We start from the raw sequence: 24,284 nt of genomic DNA, 5'->3' as shown, positions 1-24,284 counted from the left end.
ACGGTCGCCTATGCTCGATCTCGAACAATTTTCCTCCTCCCCGGAGCGGACATGGCCCAGCAGCGCCTTGCGCCCTGATCGCTTCCTGGACGGCAACGACCTCGAACGCGGCTCGCACCTCCTCATGCGAGAGCACATCCCAGCAGCAGCATCGCGCTTCCAACAAATATTAGCAAACACTAAATGAATTCCAGCGCTTTGCCGGCAGCAGAGGTATCGGCGCCGGAGTGAAAGCAGGCGCGATGCCGCGGCATCATTGCCAGTCTGTCGCTCTGTGATATTACGGAAATGTTGGCAATATCCTCCTCAACCAAGTAAAACTCGAAAGATGTTTCGACAATTACGACATAATTCAAATTCTGATCCTTATTATGTTAGCTTTCTACGACGTTAAATTTGCCCTCCCATCTATAACCACGGTTATATGGACGGACCATTTGCAACCTGCGTAATATGGTTAGGGGAATATTAAGGCTCAGGCGATCGGTGTCGATCGCGCGAGTCTGGGGTGTGGGGCGTGAGCGTGACAGGCAGTTCGACGGCATGTGGTCTGTCATCAGGCAATAGTTGGCGAAGCGAGTTCAGACCTCGCCGCCGTGTCGTGGGTTTCCAAATTCGCCCCCCTTCTTTCACCAAAGCGCTTGCTTGTCGGCATGCCGCGTCCGCGGACGCGGCTCGAAGCTTGTGATCAACCGGGGTAGACGGCGGCGGCTCGACCGCTGACCGGACAACAATGTGGAGGAAACGACAGTGGCAGATCTGGGCGATGGCGTCATTCTCGAGGCAACGACCATTGGGTCGGGAACCGGCAATTACGATTCCTTCCTGCGGCTGCAGGCGACGGGTATCGAGGAGGGCTTCAATACCGATCAGAACGGCAACGTTCTCGACAACAAATCGTCCTTCACGAACGACCTGCAATACGGCGATATTCAATCAATCAGTATCGGCGGCGTCGACTACATCGAGTTTCGGCTGGACCTCAACGAGAGCAACAATCAGGCAAACGGCGACATCAGCCTAACCGGGCTGGACATCTATCTTTCCGGCACTGGGGCGACCCTTGCCGACTACACTGCGGACTTTGCAGGATTTACCTCCGTCTTTCATCTGAGCGCCGACCAATTGCTGATCGATGCCAACCATGGATCGGGAACGGACGACTATCGGGTGCTCATCCCGGTCAGCGTCTTTACGGCAGCCGGCGCCACAGCCGGATCCTATGTGACGCTGTTTTCCAGCTTCTCCGGTTCCAATGGCGGCTTCGAGGAGTGGCGCACCACGACGGCGCCTGGTTCCGTTCCCGATACTCCTGGAATCGGCATCGACAAGGTCACGATCGACGACTCGGCAATTGGCGATGACCTGACGGTGTTCGCCGGCGAGGCGATCAGCTGGCAATATACGGTGAGCAACACCGGCAATGTCGCCCTGTCGAACATCTTGGTAACCGACGACCAGGGTGTGCTTGTCTCCGCCGTGCTGGGGGTCGACCACCAGCACAATATCGGCGACGTCAACAATGACGGCAAGCTCGACACCACCGAGACCTGGACGTTCACGGGCAGCGGCACGGCCATTGCTGGCAACTACGCCAATATCGGCCACGTTTCCGGTTCGGCCGGGGCGGTTAGCGTTACCGACGATGACGGCTCCAGCTATTTCGGCGCCGATCCGCATATCACGCTCGACAAGAAGACCAACGGCGCCGATCACGACCTCAACCTCTTCCAGGGCCAGCCCGTGACCTGGACCTATGATGTCAATAACGACGGCAATGTCGCGCTCAACAATATCGTCGTGACCGACGACAACGGCACCGCGGGCACCGGCGACGACATCCATCCGCTGGCGATCCTCAGCGGCGGCTTCAACAGCGGCGACACCGACATGGACGGCGTGTTCGACATCGGCGAAACCTGGCATTACCAGGCGACGGGCATCGCGCAGCTCGGCAGCTACGTCAACAATGCCACGGCCGTCACCGATCCTTATGTCGACACGGCCGGACATTCACGCACGCCGACCAGCACCGATAGCAGCGACTATGAGGGTTTCTCCAACAAGGCTCTGACCCAAGGTTTCTGGGGCAGCCATGCCGACGCATGGGACAATATCGCCGGCAACGAAGGCAATCCGACCAAGAGCACGGTCGCCAGTGGCGTGCTGTCCGGTCTCGACGTCAACCCGAGCGTGGACAATCCAGCCACTGCCGGTGTCGACGAGAGCAAGTATCTGTTGCTCGGGGATTCGAACCACAATGGGCTGGTCGACGACGCCCATGATCTATGGATTTCGATCGCGTTGGCGAAATCCATCGAATCGAGTTCGACCGGCGGCGATGCGCGCCTGATCATGTTGCAGCAGGCAATCGCCACCCAGCTCAACATCGACAATGGCGTAACGCAGCCCAACGACCTGATCGACGAGGCCGTGACGTGGCTTAAAGGGCAGGGCGCATGGGCCGGGCTTGGCGTCAATGTCGACGCCAACAACGACGGCTTCATCGATACCAACGCCGGCGGCACGGCGCTGGCGGGCAGTGCCGTCAAGACGACCACGAATGCCTGGATCAAATATGTCGACGTCACCGATCCGAGCTCCGGCATCACCGACTGGAGCAACGGCAAGGAAGCCGACGGCGAGGGCCTGAAGAACGCATTGATGTGGTTCAACCAGGATCAGCTGGTGACGTCCGGACCAGGCGGCCATGTCGCTTGGTTCGATGGAACCAACATCATCGACGAGCATCTCAACACGCTCGATCAATTCTGGCTGACGTTGCATGAAGTGGGAGGCCTGACAGGCATCGCCTGAGGCAGGCTTCCGGCCTTCCAGCCGGGTGCTTGCCGCAGCGCTGCCCGCGCGAACTGGCATGGGAAGTGGCTTCATCTTCAGCTCGAAGCAGGCAAGGGCCAGGTCCTTGGGTCTGGTCTTGATTGCCTGCGCCGTTTTTCCTGGACTGGGCGGGGTGCTGCCGGCATCGCCGGGTGTCTGGCTGCTCTGCCTGGCGCTCGCGGGGTTCGGCGGCCTTCTGCTGTTTCGTGCACGCAGCCGCACTACCGAAGAAACCGGCCGGGGTGCCGGCGTTGCGCCGACGGCGCGCGGGGCCGCCAACTCCGGTGCCCGGCAGCAGGGTTCGGAACTTACGGCGGCGGTCAAGTCCTGCCGCTCGGCATTCCTCGCCATCGCCCTGTTCAGCGGCGTCCTCAACGTGCTGATGCTGTCCAGCTCGATCTACATGCTCGAGATCTACGATCGCGTGCTGCCGAGCCGCAGCATGCCGACGCTCATCGGCCTCAGCCTGCTCGTCGCCATCCTCTATGCCGGGCAGGGCGTGCTGGATTTCATTCGCGGCCGCATCCTGGTGCGCGTCGGCGGCGCCCTCGACGAGGCGCTCGGCGCCCGTGTCTATTCCAGCGTCCTGAGGCTGCCGCTCAAGATCGGACGCAATGGCGACAGCATGCAGCCGGTGCGCGACCTCGACAGCGTGCGCACCTTCCTGTCGGGCACCGGTCCGACCGCATTGTTCGACCTGCCCTGGCTGCCGCTTTATCTGGCCATCATCTTCATGTTCCACATGGTTCTCGGCCTGACCGCCCTGGCCGGGGCAATCGTGCTGGTGCTTTTGACCGTCTTCGCCGAGCGGCTGACGCGCAAGCCGGTTACGTCAGGCACCCAGACCGGCATCATCCGCAACGGCCTGACCACGACCGGCAACCGCAACGCGGAAGTGATCGCGGCTCTCGGTATGGGCGGCAGGATGGCCAGGCGATGGGAGGACGCCAACCGCGACTATCTCGCCGAGCAGCGCAGTGTCAGCGACATCGCCGGCGGCTTCGGCGCTGTGTCCAAAGTGCTGCGCATGCTGTTGCAGTCGGCCATGCTCGGTGTCGGCGCCTGGCTGGTGATCGAACAGCAGGCGACCGCCGGCGTCATCATCACCGCATCGATCCTGAGCGGCCGCGCACTGGCCCCCGTCGACCTGGTCATCGCCAACTGGAAAGGTTTCCTGACGGCGCGGCAAGGTTGGCAGCGGCTGACCCGGATTCTCGCGGCGTTGCCGCCGGACGCCGCGCCGATGGCGATGCCGGCGCCGAGCAGCCACGTGTCGATGCAGGCCGTCAGTGTCGCGGCACCCGGCACGCAGCGGCTGCTGATCCAGGACGCCGGTTTTGCCCTTGAGGCGGGGCACGCCGTCGGCATTATCGGCCAGAGCGGTTCCGGCAAGTCGACGCTGGTGAGGACGCTTGTCGGAGCCTGGCAGCCCGCCGCCGGCAGGATCCGGCTCGACGGTGCCGACCTCGATCAATGGTCGCCGGAGGATCGCGGCCGCTTCATCGGCTATCTGCCGCAGGACGTCGAGCTGTTCGCAGGCACGGTCGCCGAGAACATCGCGCGTTTCGAGCCCCACGCCGATCCCGCCTTGATCATTGCAGCGGCCAGGGCGGCCGGCGCGCATGAGCTCATCGTCGGCTTCCGCGACGGCTACGAAACCCAGATCGGTGAACTTGGCGAGGCCGTCTCCGCCGGCCAGCGCCAGCGCGTCGCGCTGGCGCGCGCGCTCTATCGCGACCCGTTCCTGGTGGTGCTCGACGAGCCGAATTCCAACCTCGACGCCGAAGGCGAGCAGGCGCTGTTCCAGGCGATTTTCTCGGTGCGGCAGCGCGGCGGCATCGTCGTGCTGGTGGCGCACCGGCCGAGCGCGCTCGGCACGGTCGACTTCATCCTCGCCATGAGCCAGGGCCGCGTTCAGGCGTTCGGCCCCAAGGACGAGATCCTGGCCAAGCTGTTTCCGCGGCCGCAACCGGCGGTAGCCGCCGTGCCCCGGCTCAGGCTCGCCGGCGAAGAGCCAACGGCGCCTGGCGCGCAGGCGGGCGAGTGAAAGGAGGAAGGATGTCCGGTTCTTCCCATCAATCCATCCAGCGCTACATGCGCCTGGGCCTCGTCGCGGTCGCGCTGCTGGTCGGCGGCGTTGGCGGCTGGGCCTCGCTGACCCGGATTTCGGGAGCGGTCATCTCGTCGGGGGTTCTCGTGGTCGATTCCCACGTCAAGGACGTCCAGCATTCGACCGGCGGTATCGTCGGCGAGATCGCCGTGCGTGACGGCGACCGTGTCGAACGCGGCGCGCTGCTCGTTCGGCTCGATTCCACCATGCCGGCGGCCAATCTCGCCGTCGTCACCAAGGCCCTCGATCAGTTGTCGGCGCGCCAGGCGCGCCTCGAGGCCGAACGCCAGGGCGCCGACGCCATCGTTTTCGCCAAGGATATTCTCGATCGTCGCGGCGATCCGGCGATCGCCGAGATCATTGCCGGCGAGGAACAGGTCTTCGCCACCCGGCGGGCGGTTCGTTCCGGCCAGAAGAGCCAGTTGCGGGAGCGCATCCTCCAATTGCAGAAGGAGATCGGCGGCGACACGGCGCAGGCGGATGCCAAGTCGCACGAAATCGCGCTCGTCGAGGACGAACTGGCCAGCATACGCGCGCTGTGGACGAAACGGCTGATCTCCATCGACCGCCTGACGGCGATGGAGCGGGAGTCGGCGCGGCTCGACGGCGAGCGCGGCCAGTTGACGGCGGCTTTGGCGCAGGCTCAGGGCAAGATCGCCGAAATCAACTTGCAGATCATCCAGATCGACCTCGAACTCAGCACCGACGTCAACAAGGATCTGCGCGAGATCGACGCCAAGGTCGGCGAACTGACGGAACGCAAGATCGCCGCCGAGGACCAGCTCAAGCGCATCGACATCCGCGCGCCGCAGGACGGTGTCGTACAGCAGTCCATCGCCCATACGATCGGCGGCGTCATCACTCCCGGCCAGACGATCATGCAGATCGTGCCCGACAGCGACAGCCTGGCGGTCGAAGCCAAGATCGCGCCGAGCGATATCGACCAACTCTGGGTCGGCCAGCCGGCGGCGCTGCGCTTCTCGGCCTTCAACCAACGCACCACGCCGCAGATCAACGGCACCGTCGAACGGACCTCGCCGGATACGACCACCGACCAGCGCACGGGCATCAGCTATTACACCGTACGCATCTCGACGACGAGCGCCGAAGTCGCGCGCCTTGGCGAGCTCAAGCTGGTTCCAGGCATGCCGGTCGAATCCTTCATCAAGACCGCCGACCGGACGGTGATCTCCTACCTCCTCAAGCCGCTGGAGGACCAGATCAGCCGCGCCTTCAGGGAATGAGGATCGCAACCTTTCGATCTGCTTTATCGGGATGAGCGGCATAGTCGATACCGCAAAGCCGGCCGTGCCCCATCAACCCGTCGGTGCTGCCTCACGACGGGCAGGCAGGTTGCCCTTATTTCCTCTGCCCAGGCGCGTTCGCGCCGGGCGGCATGGAGGATGAAACCAAGTGACATCGACGCCGGTTATCAGTCGCGAAGCGGCGCCATTGCCCGTCGCTGCCTTGATGGGCGCCATGGTGTCTATCCAGATTGGCGCCACCTTTGCCAAGGGCCTGTTCCCGCTGATCGGCGCGCAAGGGACGACAACGCTGCGGCTAGTGGTCGGCGCGCTGATGCTGATCGCGGTGCTGCGGCCCTGGCAAATGCGGCCCTCGCGCGCCACCATGCCGTGGCTGGTCGCCTATGGGGTGACGCTATGTGCGTTGAACTTGTTGTTCTATGCCGCGCTTGCGACCATCCCGCTCGGCATCGCGGTGGCGCTGGAATTTTCCGGGCCGCTGCTGGTGGCGACGCTGACCTCGCGGCGTGCCAGTGACTTTGCCTGGATCGCGCTTGCGGTTGCCGGGATCGTCTTGTTGTCGCCCTTCGTCCGCTCTCTCCAGCCGCTCGACCCGGTGGGCGTGATGCTGGCGCTGGCGGCGGGCGGCTTCTGGGCGCTCTATATCGTGCTCGCCCAGAAGGCGGGCGCGGAGCTTGGCACCCGCACCACGGCCTATGGCATGGCGATCGCCGCCGTGCTGGTGCTGCCCTTCGGCGTGGCGCAAGCCGGAACCGCGCTGCTCGCGCCGTCGATCCTGGTCAGCGCGCTCCTCGTCGGACTGTTTTCGAGCGCGCTGCCGTTCTTTCTGGAGATGGTGGCGCTGACCCGGATGCCGGCCCGCATCTATGGCACTCTGACCTGCCTTGAGCCCGGACTGGGCGCGCTGGCCGGCTTCCTGTTCCTGCACGAAAGCCTGACCATGCCGCAACTGGCCGGCATCGCCGCAGTGATTACCGCCGCCTTCGGCGCGGCGCTGACATCGAAGCCGCCGGTGCCGTCGCCGGAGTAGGGACGGTAGACAGGCTCATGCCGCGAAGCCGGTTCGGCGTTCTCCCTGGCCGCGAGCGATCCGGCCGTTCGCTGTTTCGTCGTCAGAACTTCACGCCGAGATTGACCTTCGCGCCCTGGTCGACCGTGCCGCCGCCGAACTGGCCGGTATAGGACAAGCCGAGCGTGGCATTGGCCGACATGTTCAGGTCGAGACCGGCCTCGACCACAGCCGCGTCCCTTGCGACAGGCACGCCGGCGATGGTGAAGAGATCGCCGCCGGCAAAGGCGAAGGTGGAGGTCGGCGTCGCATCGCCGAAGGCATGGCGCCAGCCGAGCATGCCGCGCGCCGTCGCCCTGATCTCGCCGAGGCCCAAATCGGTGGAAGCACGCAGGCCGAGCGTGGTGAAGGTGGCGTCGGTGGTCGAGCCGGCACTCGTCAGCGCCGCGGCGCCACCCGTTTCGCTGAAGCCGTCGGTATGCACGCTGACATAGGCGAGATTGGCGAAGGGTTCGAACTTGAAACGCCCGGTATCGGCCTTGTAGGCGAGTTCGCCGAAGACCTGCGCGGTGCCGGCATCGTAGTCGGCCGACAGCCCATCCGTGAATCCGCCGAAAGCGACGGCGCGTTTGGTCGAGAGGCTGTTCCAGCTGTAGGCCGCACCGGTGCGGAAGGCGATGGCGCCCCAATTGGTGCCGCCATAGAGGCCGAGATGGTAGTTGTCGCTCTTGCCCGAGGAATTGCGATCGTCGGCGTCGAAGCTCGAATGGCTGTAGCCGCCGATCAGGCCGACGCGCCAGCCGCCGACCAGCGTGTCGGCGCCGGCCAGCAGGCCGCCGGTCGAGCGGTCGAAGGCGGCGGCGTTGCCGTCGCTGTCGGTATTGCTCCACGAACCGAACGCCTGGCCCCAGACGGCGAAACGATCGGTGTCGGCGGCGACCATTTCAGGCCCGCCTTCGCCATAGGCCATGACGGGCAGGGCAGCAGTGCCGCCGGCCTCGCCGAAGGCGGCGCTGATGCGGCTGGTGGCGGCGTCGCGGATGAAGCGGCTGTCCTCGATCAGCATTCCCTTGGCCGAGGCGTGGATCTCGCCCGAGAGCTGGTCGAAAGCCGCCTGGGCTGTTGCTGCGTCCGGCAACGCAAAAATGGCATCGTAGAGCGGATCGCCGCTGCCAAGACTTTCAGCGCCGCCGCCGGTCGCGATCTGGTTGGGCGTCAGGCCGACCGAGGCGAAGGTGTTTTGGACAACATCGAGATAGACGTGATTGAGGTCGTAGCTGTCGACCAGGCCGAGGAAAGCCGACCCGGTGTTGCCGCCAATCGTATATGTCCCGGTGACGCCGCCATCAGCTTGCAGCACCGTGTAATGCGTGCCCACTACATAGGGTGCGCCGTCGAGTTTGACCACGTCGATTAGCGCGCCGCTGTCGATCGTGGCGGCGCCCGTCGCATGGAGGAAGTCGGAGGTGCCGGTCGAGGTCAGCTCGACCAGGTAGATCGAGCCCGCCGCCTGGTCGACATTGCCCGCGACATTGAGCGTGCCGATCGAATTGCCCGGTGCGATGATGCCGCCCGACTTTGCCGCGATGCCGCCCACCGTGCCGTTGCCGCCCAGCATGCCGCCGGTGATGGTCACAAGCGAACTCGCCAGCGATCCGTTCACGGCCAGCCGTCCGCCGCTCACATTGGTGGCGCCGGTGAAGCTGCTCGAATCGGCCGTCAGGTTGGTGTTGCCGGCGATCTGGTTGATCGTCCCCAGTCCGCTGATCGTGGCATCGAACGCATAATTTGTATTGGTATGGTTGAAATTGAGCGCGCCGGTGCCGAGGCCGAACTGCAGCGTGGCCGAGTCGAGGATGCCGGCGCCTATCGCCGCGGCGCCTGCCGCGCCGCCGATGTTCAGCGTGCCGGTCGAGCCGGCCTGGCCAGCGATCACGGTAGCGAAGTCCACCAGAGCGGTGCCGCCGTTGGACAGCGTCACCGAAGCCGTGCCGCCGACACCGATCAGCAGGTCGCCGTGCATCTCCCACAGCGAAGTCTGGCCGTCGACCGTTGCCTGGGCCGTGGCGTCGGCACCAATCGCCATCGCGGTGATGCCGCCGGAGGCGATGCCGCCATTGGTCACGGCAAGAGTGCCGCTTCCAAGACCGCCAAGGAGCAGCCCGTTCTTGTTGGTCCATTTCGAATCCGTGCCGTCGACGGTTACCGCGCCAGCGCCTGTTGCTCCCCCGCCCACAAAGACGGAATCAGCATCCGCTGAACCGCCGTTCGTGATGGAAAGCGTCGCGTGACCGCTCGAGCCTACGGTAAGACCGTCATCGGTGCTCCAGGAGGATCCTGGCCCGTCCACCGTCACGGTCGCCGTCGCGGTATCGAACTCGCCGAGCATCGCTGCCTGGTTGAGGACTTGGCCCTTGTTGGTGATCTGGAGCGCCCCTGCGCCCTTGAAGCCGACAAACAGGTCGCCGGAATTCGTCCAGGTCGATCCCTGTCCATCGACCGAGACCCCGCTGGACGAACCGATTTCGAGCGCGACATAGCCACTGGCGTTGCTGACAGCGCCGCCGCTTGAAATCGTCAGCATGCCGCTCCCGCCGTAGCCAACAACGAGATTTCCGCTGTTCGTCCAGGAGCCCGCGCTGTTGATCTCCGCAGTACCGATCGAGCCGGCGTCATAGCCAAGGTAGCCCGAGTCATTGCTGACCTTGCCGCCGTTCGAGACTGTCAGCGTGCCCTTGCTGGCACGGCCGACGTAGAGATTGCCGTTATTCGTCCACTTCGATCCCGTACCGTCGACAGTCACCGCGCCGGTCGAACCCGCCGTATTGCTGATATAGCCCCAGTCATTGCTGACAACACCGCCGTTGGTGATCGATAAAGTGCCGTCGCCGAGATCGCCGACACCCAGGTTGGAACTGTTGGTCCAGGTCGAGCCGGCACCGTCGACGAAGACCATGCCGGTCGAGCCTGCCTTCGCGCCAATAGCCCCCCAGCTGTTGCTGACAACGCCGCCTTGGAGGATATGCAGAGCGCCATTGCCGAAATCGCCGACGATCAGCGATCCGCTGTTTGTCCAGGTTGAGTTGTCGACGATTACGATGCCCGTCGAACCCGCCAACGCGCCAACATAACCTGAAGCATTGCTGACCTTTCCGCTGCTCGAGATCATCAACGTGCCTGTCCCGTCGAGGCCGACGGACAAATTCCCGCTGTTGGTCCAGGTCGAGCCGGCGCCATCGACCGTCACCTTGCCGGTTGAATCGGTGCTGTAGCCCACTATGGCATCAGCATTGCTAGCCACACCGCCGTTCTTGATTTCCAGCGCGCCGTCGCCATCATGGCCGACATAGAGCGTTCCATTGTTTGTCCAGGTCGCATCATCGATCGTCGCCGAGCCGGTCGAACCTGAATACAGGCCGATGTAGGCGCTGTCGCTGCTGACCTTGCCGCCGCTGGAAACCGTCAGCGCGCCAACGCCGGAACTGCCGATCGTGAGGCTACCAGTGTTAAGCCACGTCGAACTCCCGCCATCGACCGTCACCGCACCATTGGAGCCTGCATGCCAACCGATGGTGCCCGTGGCATTGTTGACCGCACCGCCATTGGTGATGTCCAGCGTGCCGTCGCCAAATTCGGCGATATAGAGGTCCCCACTGTTGGTCCATGTCGAGCCGAAACCGTCGACCGTCACCGTGCCGGTGCCGTAGCCGTAGCCGACATGACCCCCAGTGTCGCTGACAGCGCCGCCGTTCGAGATCGTCAGGGTGCCGTTGCTGTTGTTGCCCAAAGCAAGGAAAAGGTCCGAACTGTTGCTCCAGAGCGAGCTTGGTCTAACGACGCTTACCTCGCCGCTTGCGTCCGAAGCGTAGCCGAGAAAGCCGGCGGTGTCGGCGAGCGTGCCGCCGTTCGTAATCGTTAGCGAGCCTGAGTAACTCGCAATGGTGCCAATAAACAGACGTTGCGCAACTGCGTTCGCCGCATCTATCACGGCCGGATGTGGGAACGTCGGATCGAGAATAACATCGTCGCTCGATGTCGGAACGGTGGCTGGGCTCCAGTTTCCGGCGGTAAACCAATTCGTGGAGGCAGCGCCGGTCCAGGTCTCGGCTGCTTTGGCGGCGATTGGCTGACCAAGACCGACCAGTGCGGTCGAAGCCAGCAACAGATACTTCATCCCCGTCGCCTTGCGGCCTGCAAATGTGTTCTGCGGCATCCAAACCCCTGACATGATAGTCGTTTCACCCTGAGGCTGACATGTCATTGGAGCCCGGGCTTGTCTTGGGCAGGGCCGCACTGGAATTGGACTGGAGCGAAGTGCCGTATTTTTCCGCGCACTGTGGCAGTTTGGCGCCATCGACCGCCGCGGGATCTCGGCTTTTGACGGAGAGGAATCGGAAAGCGCGTGTCCGGCTTCCGGGTATCCAGATCTACCTGACGCTCGTCGGCGTGTAGCCGAAGCGGCGGCGAAAGCAGCGATTGAAGTAAGACACGTCGCTGAAGCCACTGATCATGGCAATTTCGCTGACGCGCATCTCGCCGTTCTGTCTCTGCGAGAGCATCCTGTGGGCCCTCTGCAGGCGCAGTTCGAGAACGCGCTCGGAGAAGCTGATACCCGTCTCCTGCAGGAGATCGTGAACATAGCGCGCCGATAGGCCGAGTTCTTGCGCGACGTTTTGCGCCGAGATGCCGGGGTTGGAAAAGTTGTCGGCGATCTTCGCCAGCACCGCCTGCAGCCTGGCTGCCGGCAACCCCCGCAAGCCGGCCAGTTCGGCAGGCTCGCCCTTGGCGCCTGTCACCAGGCCGATCAGGTCGACGATCGTTTCCGTCGCGTGTGCGATCAGATCGGGCGAGACGAGAGGGCGGCCGGTTTCAAGAAGTTGGCAATAACGCTTGAGAAGATCGAGAGCTTCGTTCTCGGCGCCGATCTTCAACGCCAGCCTGTCGTCGATCTGCGGGAAGGCCTGTGCGAGGACAGCACGGGGGACCACCACGTTTGTCCACATATTGCTGTCGGCGCCGGCCATTTTCAGCGCTTCCGATGCCGTGACCAGCACCGCTTCTCCTTGCCCGACACCATAGTCGCGGCCGGCCTGCGCGCCGGTCAACAGCGTGTCGGATTTGTTGATCAGCAGGAGATAACCGTCATTGCCGTCATCGGCGATATTGCTGGCCTTCCTCGTTGCGTGCTTGATCGTTCCGGACATCTGGCCAAGAACCAGTGATCCGACAGCCGTGGCTTCGATCGCGGCTTCGAAAGGCAGCTTTTCCGATATGCCGTATTCGACCGACCAAATCTGCGCGACATGGATGTCCTGCCAGAGGGAAAATCGATCGCTATCATTGAGATGCGACGGCAGTTGAGCCGATGAAAACACCGTCTTTCGCGACAATCGAACACCCCGATAACCCGCAGCTTCAGAGAATATCGAAACGAAATGTTTCCTGATCCTGGAACATTGATCGTTTGGCGTTCAACTGATCGAATTAAATATATAATCCAGTATGATCAGGCATGGCGTCACCCGGAAGTATGACGCGGCGAAATCCTTGAGGTGAGATCGACCTCTTTTACAACGAGCGGCTGCCCGCCATCCGGGGAGGTGGGCACGTCAGGAAACAGGGGGCGTGGTGGAGAGACTGAGCGGCGAAGTCCTTTCTTCGATCATCGGCGATATCTACGATTGTGTTTTGAATCCGGAAGGCTGGGCCGGGGTAATGACCCGGATCACGGAGGCCGTCGACGCGGCCTACACCACCATCGCGCTTGCCAGCACTGCCGGCAACCATGGCCGCTTCGCGGCTCAATCGCCCTGGGATCCCGTGCAAATGCGCGTGCTCCAGGAGGACTATGACTTCGACGCAATTCCCGGACTGAAGGCCGCGGTCGTCGGCGACATCGACACGCCCGTCGCGACGCTGTCGCATATGAGCGAAGCCGAACTTCAGCAGACGCCATTTTTCCAGAATTGGGCCAAACCGCAGGGATTGCGCGAAGCCTGCATCACCAAATTCGTCCATACGCCGGACCGGATCGGGCTGATGGGCTGCACCACGCGGGCCGACAGGGGCATCATCTCAGCGGAAGAACAGCGCTTCCTGGCATTGCTCTCGCCGCACCTGCGCCGTGCGTCCTTGATTGGAGATCTGCTCGATCAGGCTCGCGTTGCCGCCAATTTTTACCGCCAGGCGCTGGATCATCTCGCCGTCCCTGTCGTGCTTACCGGCGCGAACGGAGCGATCCTGCATGCGAATGGGGCTGCCGAACGGATGTTTTCGGCGCAAGGTCCCATTCTTTCCAGGAACGGCCTGCTCCAGGCGCAGAACCCGGCGACAGCCCGCGCCTTGCTGGAGGCGATCGCCGGTGCCGCGAGCGAGGATGCTGCGCTCGGCTCTCGCGGCATAGGCCTGCCCATTTCGGGCCCGGGCCAGCCGCCCGCCGTCGCCTATGTATTGCCGCTGACCGAGGGAACCGCTCGCGCGGCTTTCCGGCCGGCCTGTGCCGCGGTCTTCGTTTCGACCACGACGTCTTCTTCTCCACTCCCGGAAGCCGTTCTCACCGCGCTGTTCGACCTTACGCCCGCGGAGGCGCGGGTCCTGCTGCGCATCGGCGGCGGATTGTCCGCGTCGAAGAGCGCGCTGGCGCTCGGAATCGGCGAAAACACCTTAAAGACCCACCTCAACCGCATCTTCGCCAAAACCGGCACGAGACGCCAAGCCGATCTCGTCAAACTCGTTTCGGACATAGGCACGCCGCTGGCAGCTCAGCAAAGCTGAAGGCGCCGATCGTCGGGGGACTCGACATCCTCGTCGATGCGCGCCTGATAAAACGCCCCAGCCGTAGCGGGAATGTCGTCAGGCTCGGAAGCCGGGCAGTGCCAACTGGCTGTCATCGGCTGCGGCGAACGCATGGCGGCGCCGATCGACTGAGGCTTAACGGCCACACCGGCCGAAAAAGCGCGGCATTGCATTCCAGGACAATTCGCGTGCGGCCCAGCCCAAGACGTAGCCGGCGGACAATGCGACATCGGGGCGACGACAACACCGGATCTCCGCGAGATATTGTGGCGGGGACCACAACATTCTCGGGGCGGCAGACAAACATGAAAAAGATTCTACTCGCAACGGCCTTCATTCTCGCGCCGGTCGGCATGGCATGCGCGGCTGACATCAACGAGGTTTCGCCTGTTGCCGGCTACGATTGGTCCGGCCTCTATGCTGGCGTGGACGCCGGCTATGTGGCCGGAAAATCCAATCTTTTCATCGCCGACGGCTTCGGCGGCGGGGCGGACCTCAACAGTTCGCTTGATCCGAACGGTTTTGTCGGTGGCATCCATATCGGCGCCAATTACCAGATGGCGAACAGCTTCGTGATCGGCGCCGAGGCTGACATCGCCTACAGCAATGCCGATGGACTGACGCCTCTCGATACAGGTGGCGGTGGCGTCAGCGCGCTGCTCAAGAGCGAACTCAAATGGTCGGGATCGGCGCGGCTACGGGCGGGCTATGCGTTCGACCGGACCTTGCCCTACATCACCGCCGGCGTCGCAGCGGCCAAATATGAGGTGACCGCGATCAGCGCTGGCGCCGGTGGTGAAATACCGTTCCACGACGAGAGCCATGTCGGCTGGACGGTTGGAGCCGGCATCGAGCATGCCTTCACCGACAGATGGATCGCGCGAGCCGAATATCGCTACTCGGATTTCGGCAGCCAGGACCTGTCGTTGGCAGCCGGTCTACCCACGGAGACGAATGTCGACCTCAAGGCGCACGATATCCGGGTCGGACTCAGCTACAAGTTCTGATCCGCGGACCTGACACCCCTGCGCCGGAGTTTCCACGCGGGGGATGCAATGCTTTTGGGGCAGCGAACGAACGATGAAAACCATTCTTGTGGCGATGGCCTTCGTCCTCGTGCCGGCCGGCCTGGCATGCGCGGCGGATGCCACCGAGGTTCTGCCGGTCGCCGCCAGCTACAGCTGGTCGGGGGGCTATATCGGCGCGCAAGCCGGATACGCCTGGGGAGACGCAAGGGTCGGGCAGACCTTTGCGCCGGGCAGCTTCGACGATTATGGCTGGGGTTACGGTTCGTCCGGCGGCTTCGGCGGGCTGTATGCCGGCTATGCCAAGCAGTTCGACGGTGGACTGGTTCTTGGCATCGAGGGCGACTACAGCTTCGCGGGCGTGAAGGACACCACGCACTATCGGGCGCTCGGCGTCGACGATCCAGACTTTGGCGGCGAGCTGGAGCTGGATTCGGTTGGCTCCCTGCGCCTACGGGCCGGCTACGCGATGGATCGGTGGTTGCCATTCGTCACCGGCGGCCTGGCGGTGGCAAGCTATAAGCACGCCACTGTCGACATTCCCGGCGGTCCCTACGCCGACATCAGCGATACCGTAACGGGCTACACGCTGGGTGCCGGCGTAGAATACGCCGTTACCGACAATTGGCTGGTTCGCGGCGAATACAGGTTCGCCGATTTCGGCCGCCATACGTCTCAGCGCCATATGATCGACAATGGCGCTCCCCTCAATCCGGACGCGATCGACCTGACGACGCACGATATCCGCGTCGGCATTGCCTATAAGTTCTGACCGTCAAAGCTGCCGATCTCCGGCGCCGGGGGAGATCGGTCGTCATTCGGCCTTCCCCGATCGCCGCCGTCGGACCCCTCATGGACTTCGCTGAAATGGAACCCATATTGAGTCCATGGAGCGTTGAGCGTGTCCTTCGCGCGGGTGGCCCTTCTTGCCGTGGCCTTTGTCGTCGCGGCCGTCGTTTCTCCCTTCTCGTCGGCCGGGAGCGAGAGAATCGCGCTGAGCGTCGCCATTGACGGCGCCATCGGGCCGGCAAGCACCAGGCAGTTCGAGGAAGCGCTCGATGCCGCCGTCAAGCGGGACGCAGCAGTCCTCATCCTGAAGCTGGACACGCCCGGCGGGCTGGTCACCTCGATGCGCGAGATGATCGCCGACATCCTGGCCTCGCCGGTGCCTGTTATCGGCTATGTCGCGCCGGCCGGCGGCCACGCGGCGAGTGCCGGCACCTACATCCTCTACGCCACCCATGTCGCGGCGATGGCGCCGGGCACCAATCTCGGTGCCGCGACACCGGTCGAGATGGGCGGGCTGCCGTCGCTTCCGGGCGGCGAGGAGGACAACGGCCCGACCAAGGACCAGAAGGACGCCACCGGGCGGCCGGCGGGCGACGCGATGATGGCCAAGGTCACCAATGACGCGGTCGCCTTGATCCGCTCGCTGGCCGAACTGCGCGGACGCAACGGCGACTGGGGCGAGAAGGCCGTGCGCGAGGCTGCAAGCCTGTCGGCCAACGCGGCGCTGCAGGAACATGTGATCGATTTCGTCGCTCGCGATCCGGCAGAGTTGCTGCTGCTGGCCGATGGGCGCACCGTCGATGTGGCCGGCAGGAAACAGGTGCTGGCGACAAAGGGCCTACCGGTCGAGACCTTGGAACCCGGCTGGTTCATCCGGCTGCTTGCCGTGATCACCGATCCCAATACCGCCGTCATCCTGATGCTGGTCGGCGTCTACGGCATCGTCTTCGAGTTCACCAGCCCCGGCGCCGTCGCGCCCGGCGTCATCGGCACCATCTGCCTCGTCCTCGGCCTCTATGCGCTCAACCTCTTGCCCATCAATTATACTGGCCTTGCCCTGATGCTGCTCGGCATCGCCTTCCTCGTCATCGAGGCCGTCAATCCCACCGTCGTTCTTGGGCTGGGAGGCGTGGCCGCCTTTCTCCTCGGCGCCGCTATGCTGCTGAGGATCGAGGGGCCGGGCTTTGCCTTGTCCTGGGCCGTCATCGGCCCCGCCGCCGCGCTGACGCTGGGCCTGGCACTGCTGACAGGCACCTATGTCTGGGCGGCGCGCCGGAATCCGCCACGCATCGGCGGCGAGGCCATGCGCGGCCTCCCTGTCGAGATCCTCGACTGGCAGGGCGGCGAGGGGCATGTGCTGGCTCTGGGCGAGCGCTGGCGGGCGAGGGCCGATGAGCCCGTGGGGCCTGGCGACCGCGTCGAGGTGACCGATGTCAGCGACCTGGTGCTGACGGTGCGGCGGCGCGACGCGGAAAACAATGGAGCAAGACAATGATGGTTGGCTATATCGCCTATCTGATCCTGGCCCTGGTCGTGATCATGTTCCTGTCCGCGGCGATCCGCATCCTCAGGGAATATGAGCGCGGCGTGGTCTTCACGCTTGGCCGCTTCACCGGGGTCAAGGGCCCCGGCCTCATCATCCTCGTTCCCTTCATCCAGCAGATCGTTCGGGTCGATCTGCGCGTCGTGGTGCAGGACGTGCCGCCGCAGGACGTCATTTCGCGCGACAATGTCTCGGTGAAGGTCAACGCCGTGCTCTATTTCCGCATCGTCGATGCCGAACGGGCGATCATCCAGGTCGAAGATTTCATGACGGCCACCAACCAGCTGGCGCAGACCACGCTGCGCTCGGTGCTCGGCAAGCACGAACTCGACGAGATGCTGGCCGAGCGCGACAAGCTCAACAGCGACATCCAGGAGATTCTCGACCTGCGCACCGATGCCTGGGGCATCAAGGTGTCCAATGTCGAGATCAAGCATGTCGACCTCAACGAAAACATGGTCCGCGCCATCGCCAAGCAGGCCGAAGCCGAGCGGCTGCGGCGTGCCAAGGTGATCAATGCCGACGGCGAGCAGCAAGCGGCGGCGAAACTGGTCGAGGCGGGCCGGATGCTGGCGGCCGAGCCGCAGGCCATGCAACTGCGCTATTTCGAGGCCCTGCACGACATCGCCGGAGAGCGCTCGTCCACGGTGGTGTTCCCGCTGCCGGTGGATCTGCTTGGGCAGTTTTTGAAAGGGCAGGGGAAGTGAGAGGAGAGGTCGTGCTAGCTTTCTTTCAAAGCCGCCACGGCGGCTCCGGCGCGAAGCGCTTGCCGATCCAGTCGGCGAAGGCGCGGGTCTTGGCGGCCTGGCCCTTGGCCGAGGGCATGACGATGTAGACCGCGCCTTCGTCGGCAAGCGTCCAGTCCTCCAGGACCTGCACCAGCCGTCCGTCGGCGAGTTCGCGGCCGACCAGCCAGTCGGTGCTCATCATCAGGCCGACGCCTCGCACGGCGGCCTCGACCAGCACCTCGGCGTCGTCGGCGACGAGCGGACCGGAAACCTCGACGCGCGCGTGCCGTCCCCGGCGGTCTGTCATCTCCCAGGCCGGAAAGGTCTGGAAACCGGTGAAACCAAGGCAATCGTGATCGAGCAGCGCTTGCGGCGTTTGCGGCCTCCCTCTTCGGGCGAGATAGGAAGGTGCGGCGCAGAGCAGCCTGCGCCGCGTCGCTACCTTGCGCGCCACCAGGCGCGAATCCTCCAGCGCACCGAGCCGCACGGCGACATCGAAATTCTCGGCGACGAGGTCGGCGAAACGGTTGGAGAACTCGGCTTCGATGCGGATCTCGGGAAATGCCGCGAGGAATTCCGGCAGCAGCGGGCCGATCCACATGCGCCCGAAGGTGCCAGGCAGCGCCAGCCTGAGCAGGCCGCGCGGCGTGCCGCCGGCATGCGCGGAAGCGGCCGCCTCGGCCTCGTCGACCGCGGTCAGGATGGCGCGCACGCGCAGCAGGAATTCAGCGCCCGCCTCGGTCAGCGACACGCTGCGCGTCGTGCGGGAGAGCAGCCTGACCCCCAGCCGATCCTCCAGCGACCGCAGGCGCCGTGACAGCACCGTCGCGTCGCGGCCAACCAGCACGGCTGCCCGGGTGAAGGAGTGCGCCTCGGCGATGGCCGCGAAGGCCGCCATTTCGGCAAGTGCCGCCGGCTCGTGGGATTGCTGCATAAAACACAGAACTCAAATGCGAATGGCAAGGATTATCCAGAAATAGCGCAACAGATAGTTTCACTCAACCCATCAATCGTCCCAACCCGGAGTGAAACCATGAAAGCCATCGAACTGAGCCAGCCCAGGCTGGACGCCTTCCGCGCCGCCACCGTCGCCACGCCCGAACCGCAGCGCGGCGAGGTGCTGATCCGCCAGCGCGCGGCGAGCCTGAACTTCGTCGATGTCGCGGTGGCGAGCGGCAACTATCCCGGGCCGAGCTTCCCGCTCATTCCCGTCGCCGACGGCGCCGGCGAAATCGTCGCGCTCGGCGAGGATGTCACCGGCTTCGGCATCGGCGATCGCGTCGTCGTCCACGCCAAGCCGCGCTGGATCGGCGGCCCGCCACGGCCTTACGAGATGACGCAGATGCGCGGCGTCTCGCTGCCGGGGTCGCTGGCCGAATATGTCGCGCTGCCGGCCAATTCGGTCGTGCCGGTGCCGGCGCATCTCTCCTTCGAGGCGGCATCGACGCTGCCGATCGCCGGCACCACCGCCTGGAACGCCATCCGCGCCGCCAATGTCGGGCCGGGCTCGGTCGTCGTGCTGCTTGGCACCGGCGGCGTCTCGATCTTCACGCTTCAGCTTGCCAAGGCGGCCGGCGCCACCGTCATCATCACCTCGTCGTCGGACGAGAAGCTGGAGCGGGCAGGCGCGCTCGGCGCCGATCATCTCATCAATTATCGCGCGACGCCGGACTGGGACGGCAAGGTGCTGGAACTGACCGGCGGCCTCGGCGCCGACCTCGTCGTCGAGACCGGTGGCACCGCCACCTTCGCCCGCGCGGTCAACGCCACCGCTCCCGGCGGCACGCTGTTCACCATCGGCTTCGTCACCGGCGCCGAGGCCACGGTCAACCTGCTTCCGATCATCATCAAGGCGCTGAAGGTGGTCGGCAACAACACCGGATCGGTATCCGACCTGCGCGACGCCACCCGCGCCATCGGCGCTGCCCGGATCGAGCCGGTCGTCGATAAGGTATTTTCACAGGACGAGGCGGCCGAAGCCTACGCACACATGGCTGCCGGCGGCCTGCATTTCGGCAAGCTGGTGTTCGGGCTGGAGTGGTGAGTGGAAGATGACGAGCGAAATCTCCCCCCTCGAGGGGGAGATGTCGCCGTAGGCGACAGAGGGGGTCGGTTCGACCGGGCTCGGCCTGCTGCGCGGCAGATGGAGGTTGGCGCCTCACGCGAGAAGACCCCCTCTGGCCTGCCGGCCATCTCCCCCTCGAGGGGGGAGATTACGCACGGCCTCTAGATCAGCTTCTCCAGCGTGATCGGCAAATCCCGCACTCTTTTCCCCGTCGCGTGGAACACCGCGTTGGCGATGGCCGGCGCGACGCCGACGATGGCGAGTTCGCCGACGCCCTTGCCGCCGAGCACCGAGGAGTGCGGGTCGGGGATGCCGACCGAGATCACCTCGATATCGGGAATGTCGGCATTGGTCGGCACGAGATAGTCGGCGAGATTGTTGTTGATGATGCGGCCGTGGCGGCGGTCGACGATGCCTTCTTCCAACAGCGCCTGGCCGATGCCCATGATGATGCCACCCTTCCACTGGCTTTCGGCGAGTTTCGGGTTGTAGAGCCGGCCCGAATCCAGCGCCGAGACCACGCGCGACACCCGCACCGTGCCGAAATCCTCATCGACGCGCACCTCGATGAAATGCGCGCACCAGGAGTGGCGGGAATAGTCGCCCTCGGTGTGCGGCAGCGCCATGGCGATGGTGGTGTAGTTCTTGTAGCGATCCTGCGCCGTCGAATTGGCCGGCATGGTGTCGCCGGTCGCCTCGATCTGGTCGCGGCCGACGCTTTTGAGCAGCTCGGCGATCGGGACAGCCGGGCCGTCGCCGCGCGGCGAGGCGATGCGGCCGTTGGCGACCACCAGCGTGTTGGCCTGCAACGCGTGGAAGGGCGAGCGCGGATCGCTGATGGCGAGCCCCACCAACTGGTTGAGCGCCGAGGTCGCCGCTTTATGGACCGCACCTGTCATCACGCCGGCCAGCCGCGAGCCGCCGGCGACACCGGCGCGGGGGAAGCGGGAATCGCCGAGCTTCACCACGACGTTGTCGGCCGGTACGCCGACCGTCTCGGCGGCGGTCTGCGCCAGGATGGTGTAGGTGCCCTGGCCCATGTCGATCGAGGAGCTTTCGACCTCGACCGAGCCGTCGGCGAGGATGCGCACGATTGCCTCGCCATAGGCGCGGCGCACCGGATAGGTGCCGGCGGCGACGCCCCAGCCGACCAGATGGTTGCCGTCGCGCATGGAGCGCGGCTCCGGCGTGCGCCTGGACCAGCCGAAGCGCTCGGCGCCCGCTGCGAAAGCCTCGCGCAACTGCCTGGTCGACCAGGCTTTTTTCGCGTGCGGGTCCTGTTCGGCATAGTTCCGCAGCCGGATCTCCAGCGGATCGATGCCGATCTCGTAGGCGAGCTCGTCGATGGCGCTTTCGATGCCGAAGGCCGAGGGATTTTCGCCCGGCGCGCGCATGGGGCCCGGGATCACCGAATTCACCCGAACCACATTCTGCCTCGAGGAGAAATTCGGCGTGGCGTACATGATCGAGGTGACCGACCCCAGCGGCTCGACCCACATGCCGTCGATCGATGTCTCGTTGACGCCACGATGCACGATCGACTGGATTATTCCGTCGCGGTCGGCGCCGATGGTCACCGTCTGGCGGGTCGCGGCGCGGCCGCCATAGCCGGTGAAGGTTTGCGGCCGGGTCATCACCAGCTTCACCGGCCGGCCGAGCATTTTCGCCGCGCTGGTCGCCACCGCGCCGTGGCCGAGCGCCAGCGCCTTGGAGCCGAAGCCGCCGCCAATATAGGGCGAGACCAGCCTTACGTTCTCGAACGGCACGCCGAACCACTCGGCATAGGTGCGGGCCATGCCGTCGAGCCACTGGCTCGGCTCCCACACGGTGAGCTTGTCGCCCTCCCAGCGCGCGATGAGGCCATGCGGCTCCATTGGCGCCTGGTATTCGCGCGGCGTGTTGTAGGCGGCGCAAACCCGGACCGGAGCTGCGGCGAAGGCACCTTGCGCGTCGCCCCATTCCTTGGTCATGGCGTCGATTGGAATGCCGTCGCCGGCGTTGCCGTCGCTGAGGTCTACGACGGCCGGTGCCTCGTCATAGGCGACCTTGACCAGGGCCGCCGCGGCAACCGCCTGTTCGAAGGTTTCCGCCACGACGGCGGCGACATGCTGGCCACTGAAGGTGATGTCACGCGCGAGCGGGCAATAGGGTTTGTCCGGCGGCGGCGCGCCGAACCAGTCCGAGGCGGTTTTGAGGCTGATGATGGTGTCCGGCGTCAGCACCTTGAGCACGCCGGGCGCGGCTTCGGCGGCAGTGCCGTCGATCGAGCGCACCTTGCCCGATGCGATCGTGCTTTCGACCAGCACGGCGTAAACGAGGCCTTCGAGCTGCTGCTCGAAGGCGTATTTCGCGGCGCCGGTGATCTTGGCCGGACCGTCGACGCGCGACAGGCGGCCGCCGACGGCTTCCGCCAGCGCGCCGTCGGAGGCATCGCCATGTCTTGCGTTGTGACCATGTCTTGCATTGTGACCATGTCTTGCAGTGTGAACGGTCATGCCGTCTCTCCCAATTTGAGGATGGCGCGCGCGACGACGCGCGGCGCGAGCTCGATCTTGTAATGGTTGGCGCCATGGTCGACGGCGCCTTCGACGGCGAGCAGGCTGGCGGCCCGGACGGTCTCCGGCTCCAGCACCTTGCCTTTCAATGCGGCCTCGACGGCCCGCGCCCGCCACGGCTTGGTCGCGACGCCGCCGAGCGCCACGCGCAGGTCGCGGATGGTGCGCCCGTCCGCCTCGAATTCGACGCCGACGGCGGCACTTGCCGCGGCGAACTCATAGGACTGCCGGTCGCGGATTTTCAGATACGTGGAATTCCGCGCGGCGGCGGAGCCGGGGATCTCGATGGCGGTGATCATCTCGCCGGGTTCGATCGCGTGTTCCCTGTCCGGCGTGATGCCGGGCAGCAGGAAAAAATCGTCGACCGAGACCTGGCGCTCGCCGGAGATGGACGATCGCGTCGAAGGCGACCAGCGCGGTGGCGAGATCGCCGGGGTACATGGCGATGCAGGCCTCGCTGGTGCCGAGCACCGCGTGTCCCCTTGTGACGCCGCCGATCGCCGAACAGCCGCTGCCGGGCTGCCGCTTGTTGCAGGCGGAAAAATTCGACGGATCGCGGAAATAGGGGCAGCGCGTGCGCTGCATCAGGTTGCCGCCGATGGTCGCCATGTTGCGGATCTGCGCCGAGGCCGCCTGCCACAGCGCTTCCGAGACGGCGGGGAAGCGGCTCTTGATGTCGGCGTGGTCGGCGACATGGCCCATCCTGGCCAGCGCGCCGATGGCGGCGCCGCGCTCATCCACCTCGATCCGGTCCAGCCCCTTGAGATGGGTGATGTCGACCAGCGTCTCGGGTTCGGCGACGCCGCATTTGGCGAGGTCGATCAGCGTGGTGCCGCCGGCGAGCAGCATGGCGCCGGGAAGGGCGGCCGCTTGCCGTGCCGCGTCGGGCGTGGTGGCGCGCAGGTAAGAAAAATCCCTCATGACGCGGCCTCCAATGCTGCCTGGCGAACGGCGGCGACGACATGTGGATAGGCGCCGCAACGGCAGAGGTTGCCGGCCATGTATTCGCGGATTTCTTCGTCGGAGCCGGCATGGCCCTCGCGGATGCAGGCCACCGCCGACATGATCTGGCCGGGCGTGCAATAGCCGCATTGGAAAGCGTCCTGTTCGAGGAAGGCGGCCTGCACGGGATGCAGTTCGCCCTCCCGTGCAAGCCCCTCTATGGTGGTGACGGCGCGGCCCTGGGCTTGCGCGGCCAGCGTCAGGCAGGCCAGCACGCGCTCGCCGTCGACATGGACGGTGCAAGCGCCGCACTGGCCGTGGTCGCAGCCCTTCTTGGTGCCGGTCAGGCCGAGCCGCTCGCGCAAGGCGTCAAGCAGCGTGACACGCGGTTCGAGCTGCAGCGTGTGGCGCTGGCCGTTGATGTCGAGATGGACGGGGATTGTGGTTTTGGTCATGGGCGTCTGGCTCCAGTTGCTTGACGCTGAGGGGATTGAAGTGGTGTCGAGGGGGAGATCACGCTCTCGGCGGCCTTCGCCAGTCTCCATAGATTCGAAACACGTGACATGCCGGTTTCCCTGATTATATGATAAAGGTGCTCCACTAAAACGGAGGCGCCTCCG

The 24,284-nt window shown here is 64.8% G+C and carries 18 protein-coding genes; 10 read left to right on the top strand and 8 right to left on the bottom strand.

From position 1 onward, the window contains the following. Positions 1-179: 179 nt before the first annotated feature. Entirely contained in the window at positions 180-356 is a 177-nt protein-coding gene (locus tag NKI49_RS06165) for a hypothetical protein (protein ID WP_352601554.1), read from the bottom strand. Positions 357-750: 394 nt separating this feature from the next. Here NKI49_RS06165 and NKI49_RS06160 point away from each other — a divergent pair, with 394 nt between their 5' ends. From NKI49_RS06160 to NKI49_RS06145, 4 genes are all read left to right on the top strand, one after another. Beyond that, positions 751-2,817 (top strand): CLIPPER-2 domain-containing protein, encoded by a 2,067-nt coding sequence (locus NKI49_RS06160; protein WP_352695573.1) that lies wholly within the window; start codon positions 751-753, stop codon positions 2,815-2,817. Between the two features lie 154 nt (positions 2,818-2,971). Then, positions 2,972-4,885, top strand: coding sequence for a type I secretion system permease/ATPase (locus tag NKI49_RS06155; protein WP_352601550.1), 1,914 nt, complete (start codon positions 2,972-2,974; stop codon positions 4,883-4,885). 11 nt (positions 4,886-4,896) lie between these two features. After that, positions 4,897-6,192, top strand: a complete 1,296-nt coding sequence (locus tag NKI49_RS06150) for an HlyD family type I secretion periplasmic adaptor subunit (protein ID WP_352601548.1) — start codon at positions 4,897-4,899, stop codon at positions 6,190-6,192. 169 nt (positions 6,193-6,361) lie between these two features. Continuing rightward, positions 6,362-7,243, top strand: a complete 882-nt coding sequence (locus NKI49_RS06145; protein ID WP_352601546.1) for an EamA family transporter — start codon at positions 6,362-6,364, stop codon at positions 7,241-7,243. An 82-nt stretch (positions 7,244-7,325) separates the two neighbouring features. On the opposite strand, the gene NKI49_RS06140 is transcribed toward NKI49_RS06145, so the two are convergent. Further along, positions 7,326-11,396 (bottom strand): autotransporter outer membrane beta-barrel domain-containing protein, encoded by a 4,071-nt coding sequence (locus NKI49_RS06140; protein WP_352601544.1) that lies wholly within the window; start codon positions 11,394-11,396, stop codon positions 7,326-7,328. 253 nt (positions 11,397-11,649) lie between these two features. Next, entirely contained in the window at positions 11,650-12,612 is a 963-nt protein-coding gene (locus NKI49_RS06135) for an AraC family transcriptional regulator (protein WP_352601542.1), read from the bottom strand. A gap of 235 nt (positions 12,613-12,847) precedes the next feature. Here NKI49_RS06135 and NKI49_RS06130 point away from each other — a divergent pair, with 235 nt between their 5' ends. From NKI49_RS06130 to NKI49_RS06110, 5 genes are all read left to right on the top strand, one after another. After that, positions 12,848-13,996, top strand: coding sequence for a helix-turn-helix transcriptional regulator (locus tag NKI49_RS06130; RefSeq protein ID WP_352601540.1), 1,149 nt, complete (start codon positions 12,848-12,850; stop codon positions 13,994-13,996). Positions 13,997-14,322: 326 nt separating this feature from the next. Further along, a complete protein-coding gene (locus tag NKI49_RS06125; protein ID WP_352601538.1) occupies positions 14,323-15,024 on the top strand; it encodes an outer membrane protein in 702 nt (233 codons plus the stop codon). A 73-nt stretch (positions 15,025-15,097) separates the two neighbouring features. After that, positions 15,098-15,814 (top strand): outer membrane protein, encoded by a 717-nt coding sequence (locus tag NKI49_RS06120; protein ID WP_352601536.1) that lies wholly within the window; start codon positions 15,098-15,100, stop codon positions 15,812-15,814. Positions 15,815-15,943: 129 nt separating this feature from the next. Next, entirely contained in the window at positions 15,944-17,326 is a 1,383-nt protein-coding gene (locus NKI49_RS06115) for an NfeD family protein (RefSeq protein ID WP_352601534.1), read from the top strand. After that, the gene (locus NKI49_RS06110; RefSeq protein WP_352601532.1) at positions 17,323-18,081 is read left to right on the top strand and encodes a slipin family protein; all 759 of its coding nucleotides are present in this window, start codon (positions 17,323-17,325) and stop codon (positions 18,079-18,081) included. Before NKI49_RS06115 ends, NKI49_RS06110 begins: the two co-directional genes overlap by 4 nt. Before the next feature lie 25 nt (positions 18,082-18,106). On the opposite strand, the gene NKI49_RS06105 is transcribed toward NKI49_RS06110, so the two are convergent. Further along, a complete protein-coding gene (locus NKI49_RS06105; protein ID WP_352601530.1) occupies positions 18,107-19,036 on the bottom strand; it encodes a LysR family transcriptional regulator in 930 nt (309 codons plus the stop codon). 99 nt (positions 19,037-19,135) lie between these two features. Here NKI49_RS06105 and NKI49_RS06100 point away from each other — a divergent pair, with 99 nt between their 5' ends. Continuing rightward, on the top strand, positions 19,136-20,146 hold the full coding sequence (locus NKI49_RS06100; protein ID WP_352601528.1) for a zinc-dependent alcohol dehydrogenase family protein: 1,011 nt from the start codon (positions 19,136-19,138) through the stop codon (positions 20,144-20,146). Between the two features lie 182 nt (positions 20,147-20,328). Here NKI49_RS06100 and NKI49_RS06095 read toward each other — a convergent pair whose 3' ends face one another. Genes NKI49_RS06095 through NKI49_RS06080 form a run of 4 tightly spaced genes read right to left on the bottom strand, consistent with a single transcriptional unit; the run spans position 20,329 to position 24,119 of the window. After that, positions 20,329-22,662: a xanthine dehydrogenase family protein molybdopterin-binding subunit gene (locus NKI49_RS06095; RefSeq protein ID WP_352601526.1), complete on the bottom strand. Its 2,334-nt coding sequence runs from the start codon at positions 22,660-22,662 to the stop codon at positions 20,329-20,331. Beyond that, positions 22,659-23,021, bottom strand: a complete 363-nt coding sequence (locus tag NKI49_RS06090; RefSeq protein ID WP_352601525.1) for an FAD binding domain-containing protein — start codon at positions 23,019-23,021, stop codon at positions 22,659-22,661. The genes NKI49_RS06095 and NKI49_RS06090 overlap by 4 nt, the downstream gene beginning before the upstream one ends. Then, complete coding sequence (locus NKI49_RS06085) at positions 22,939-23,643, bottom strand: FAD binding domain-containing protein (RefSeq protein WP_352601524.1); 705 nt, start codon at positions 23,641-23,643, stop codon at positions 22,939-22,941. The genes NKI49_RS06090 and NKI49_RS06085 overlap by 83 nt, the downstream gene beginning before the upstream one ends. After that, a complete protein-coding gene (locus tag NKI49_RS06080; RefSeq protein ID WP_352601522.1) occupies positions 23,640-24,119 on the bottom strand; it encodes a (2Fe-2S)-binding protein in 480 nt (159 codons plus the stop codon). The genes NKI49_RS06085 and NKI49_RS06080 overlap by 4 nt, the downstream gene beginning before the upstream one ends. Positions 24,120-24,284 lie beyond the last annotated feature (165 nt).

It is taken from the genome of Mesorhizobium sp. M0587, assembly GCF_040320945.1.
Classification (GTDB): Bacteria; Pseudomonadota; Alphaproteobacteria; order Rhizobiales; family Rhizobiaceae; genus Mesorhizobium.
This window is presented reverse-complemented; position numbering and strand designations above follow the sequence as displayed.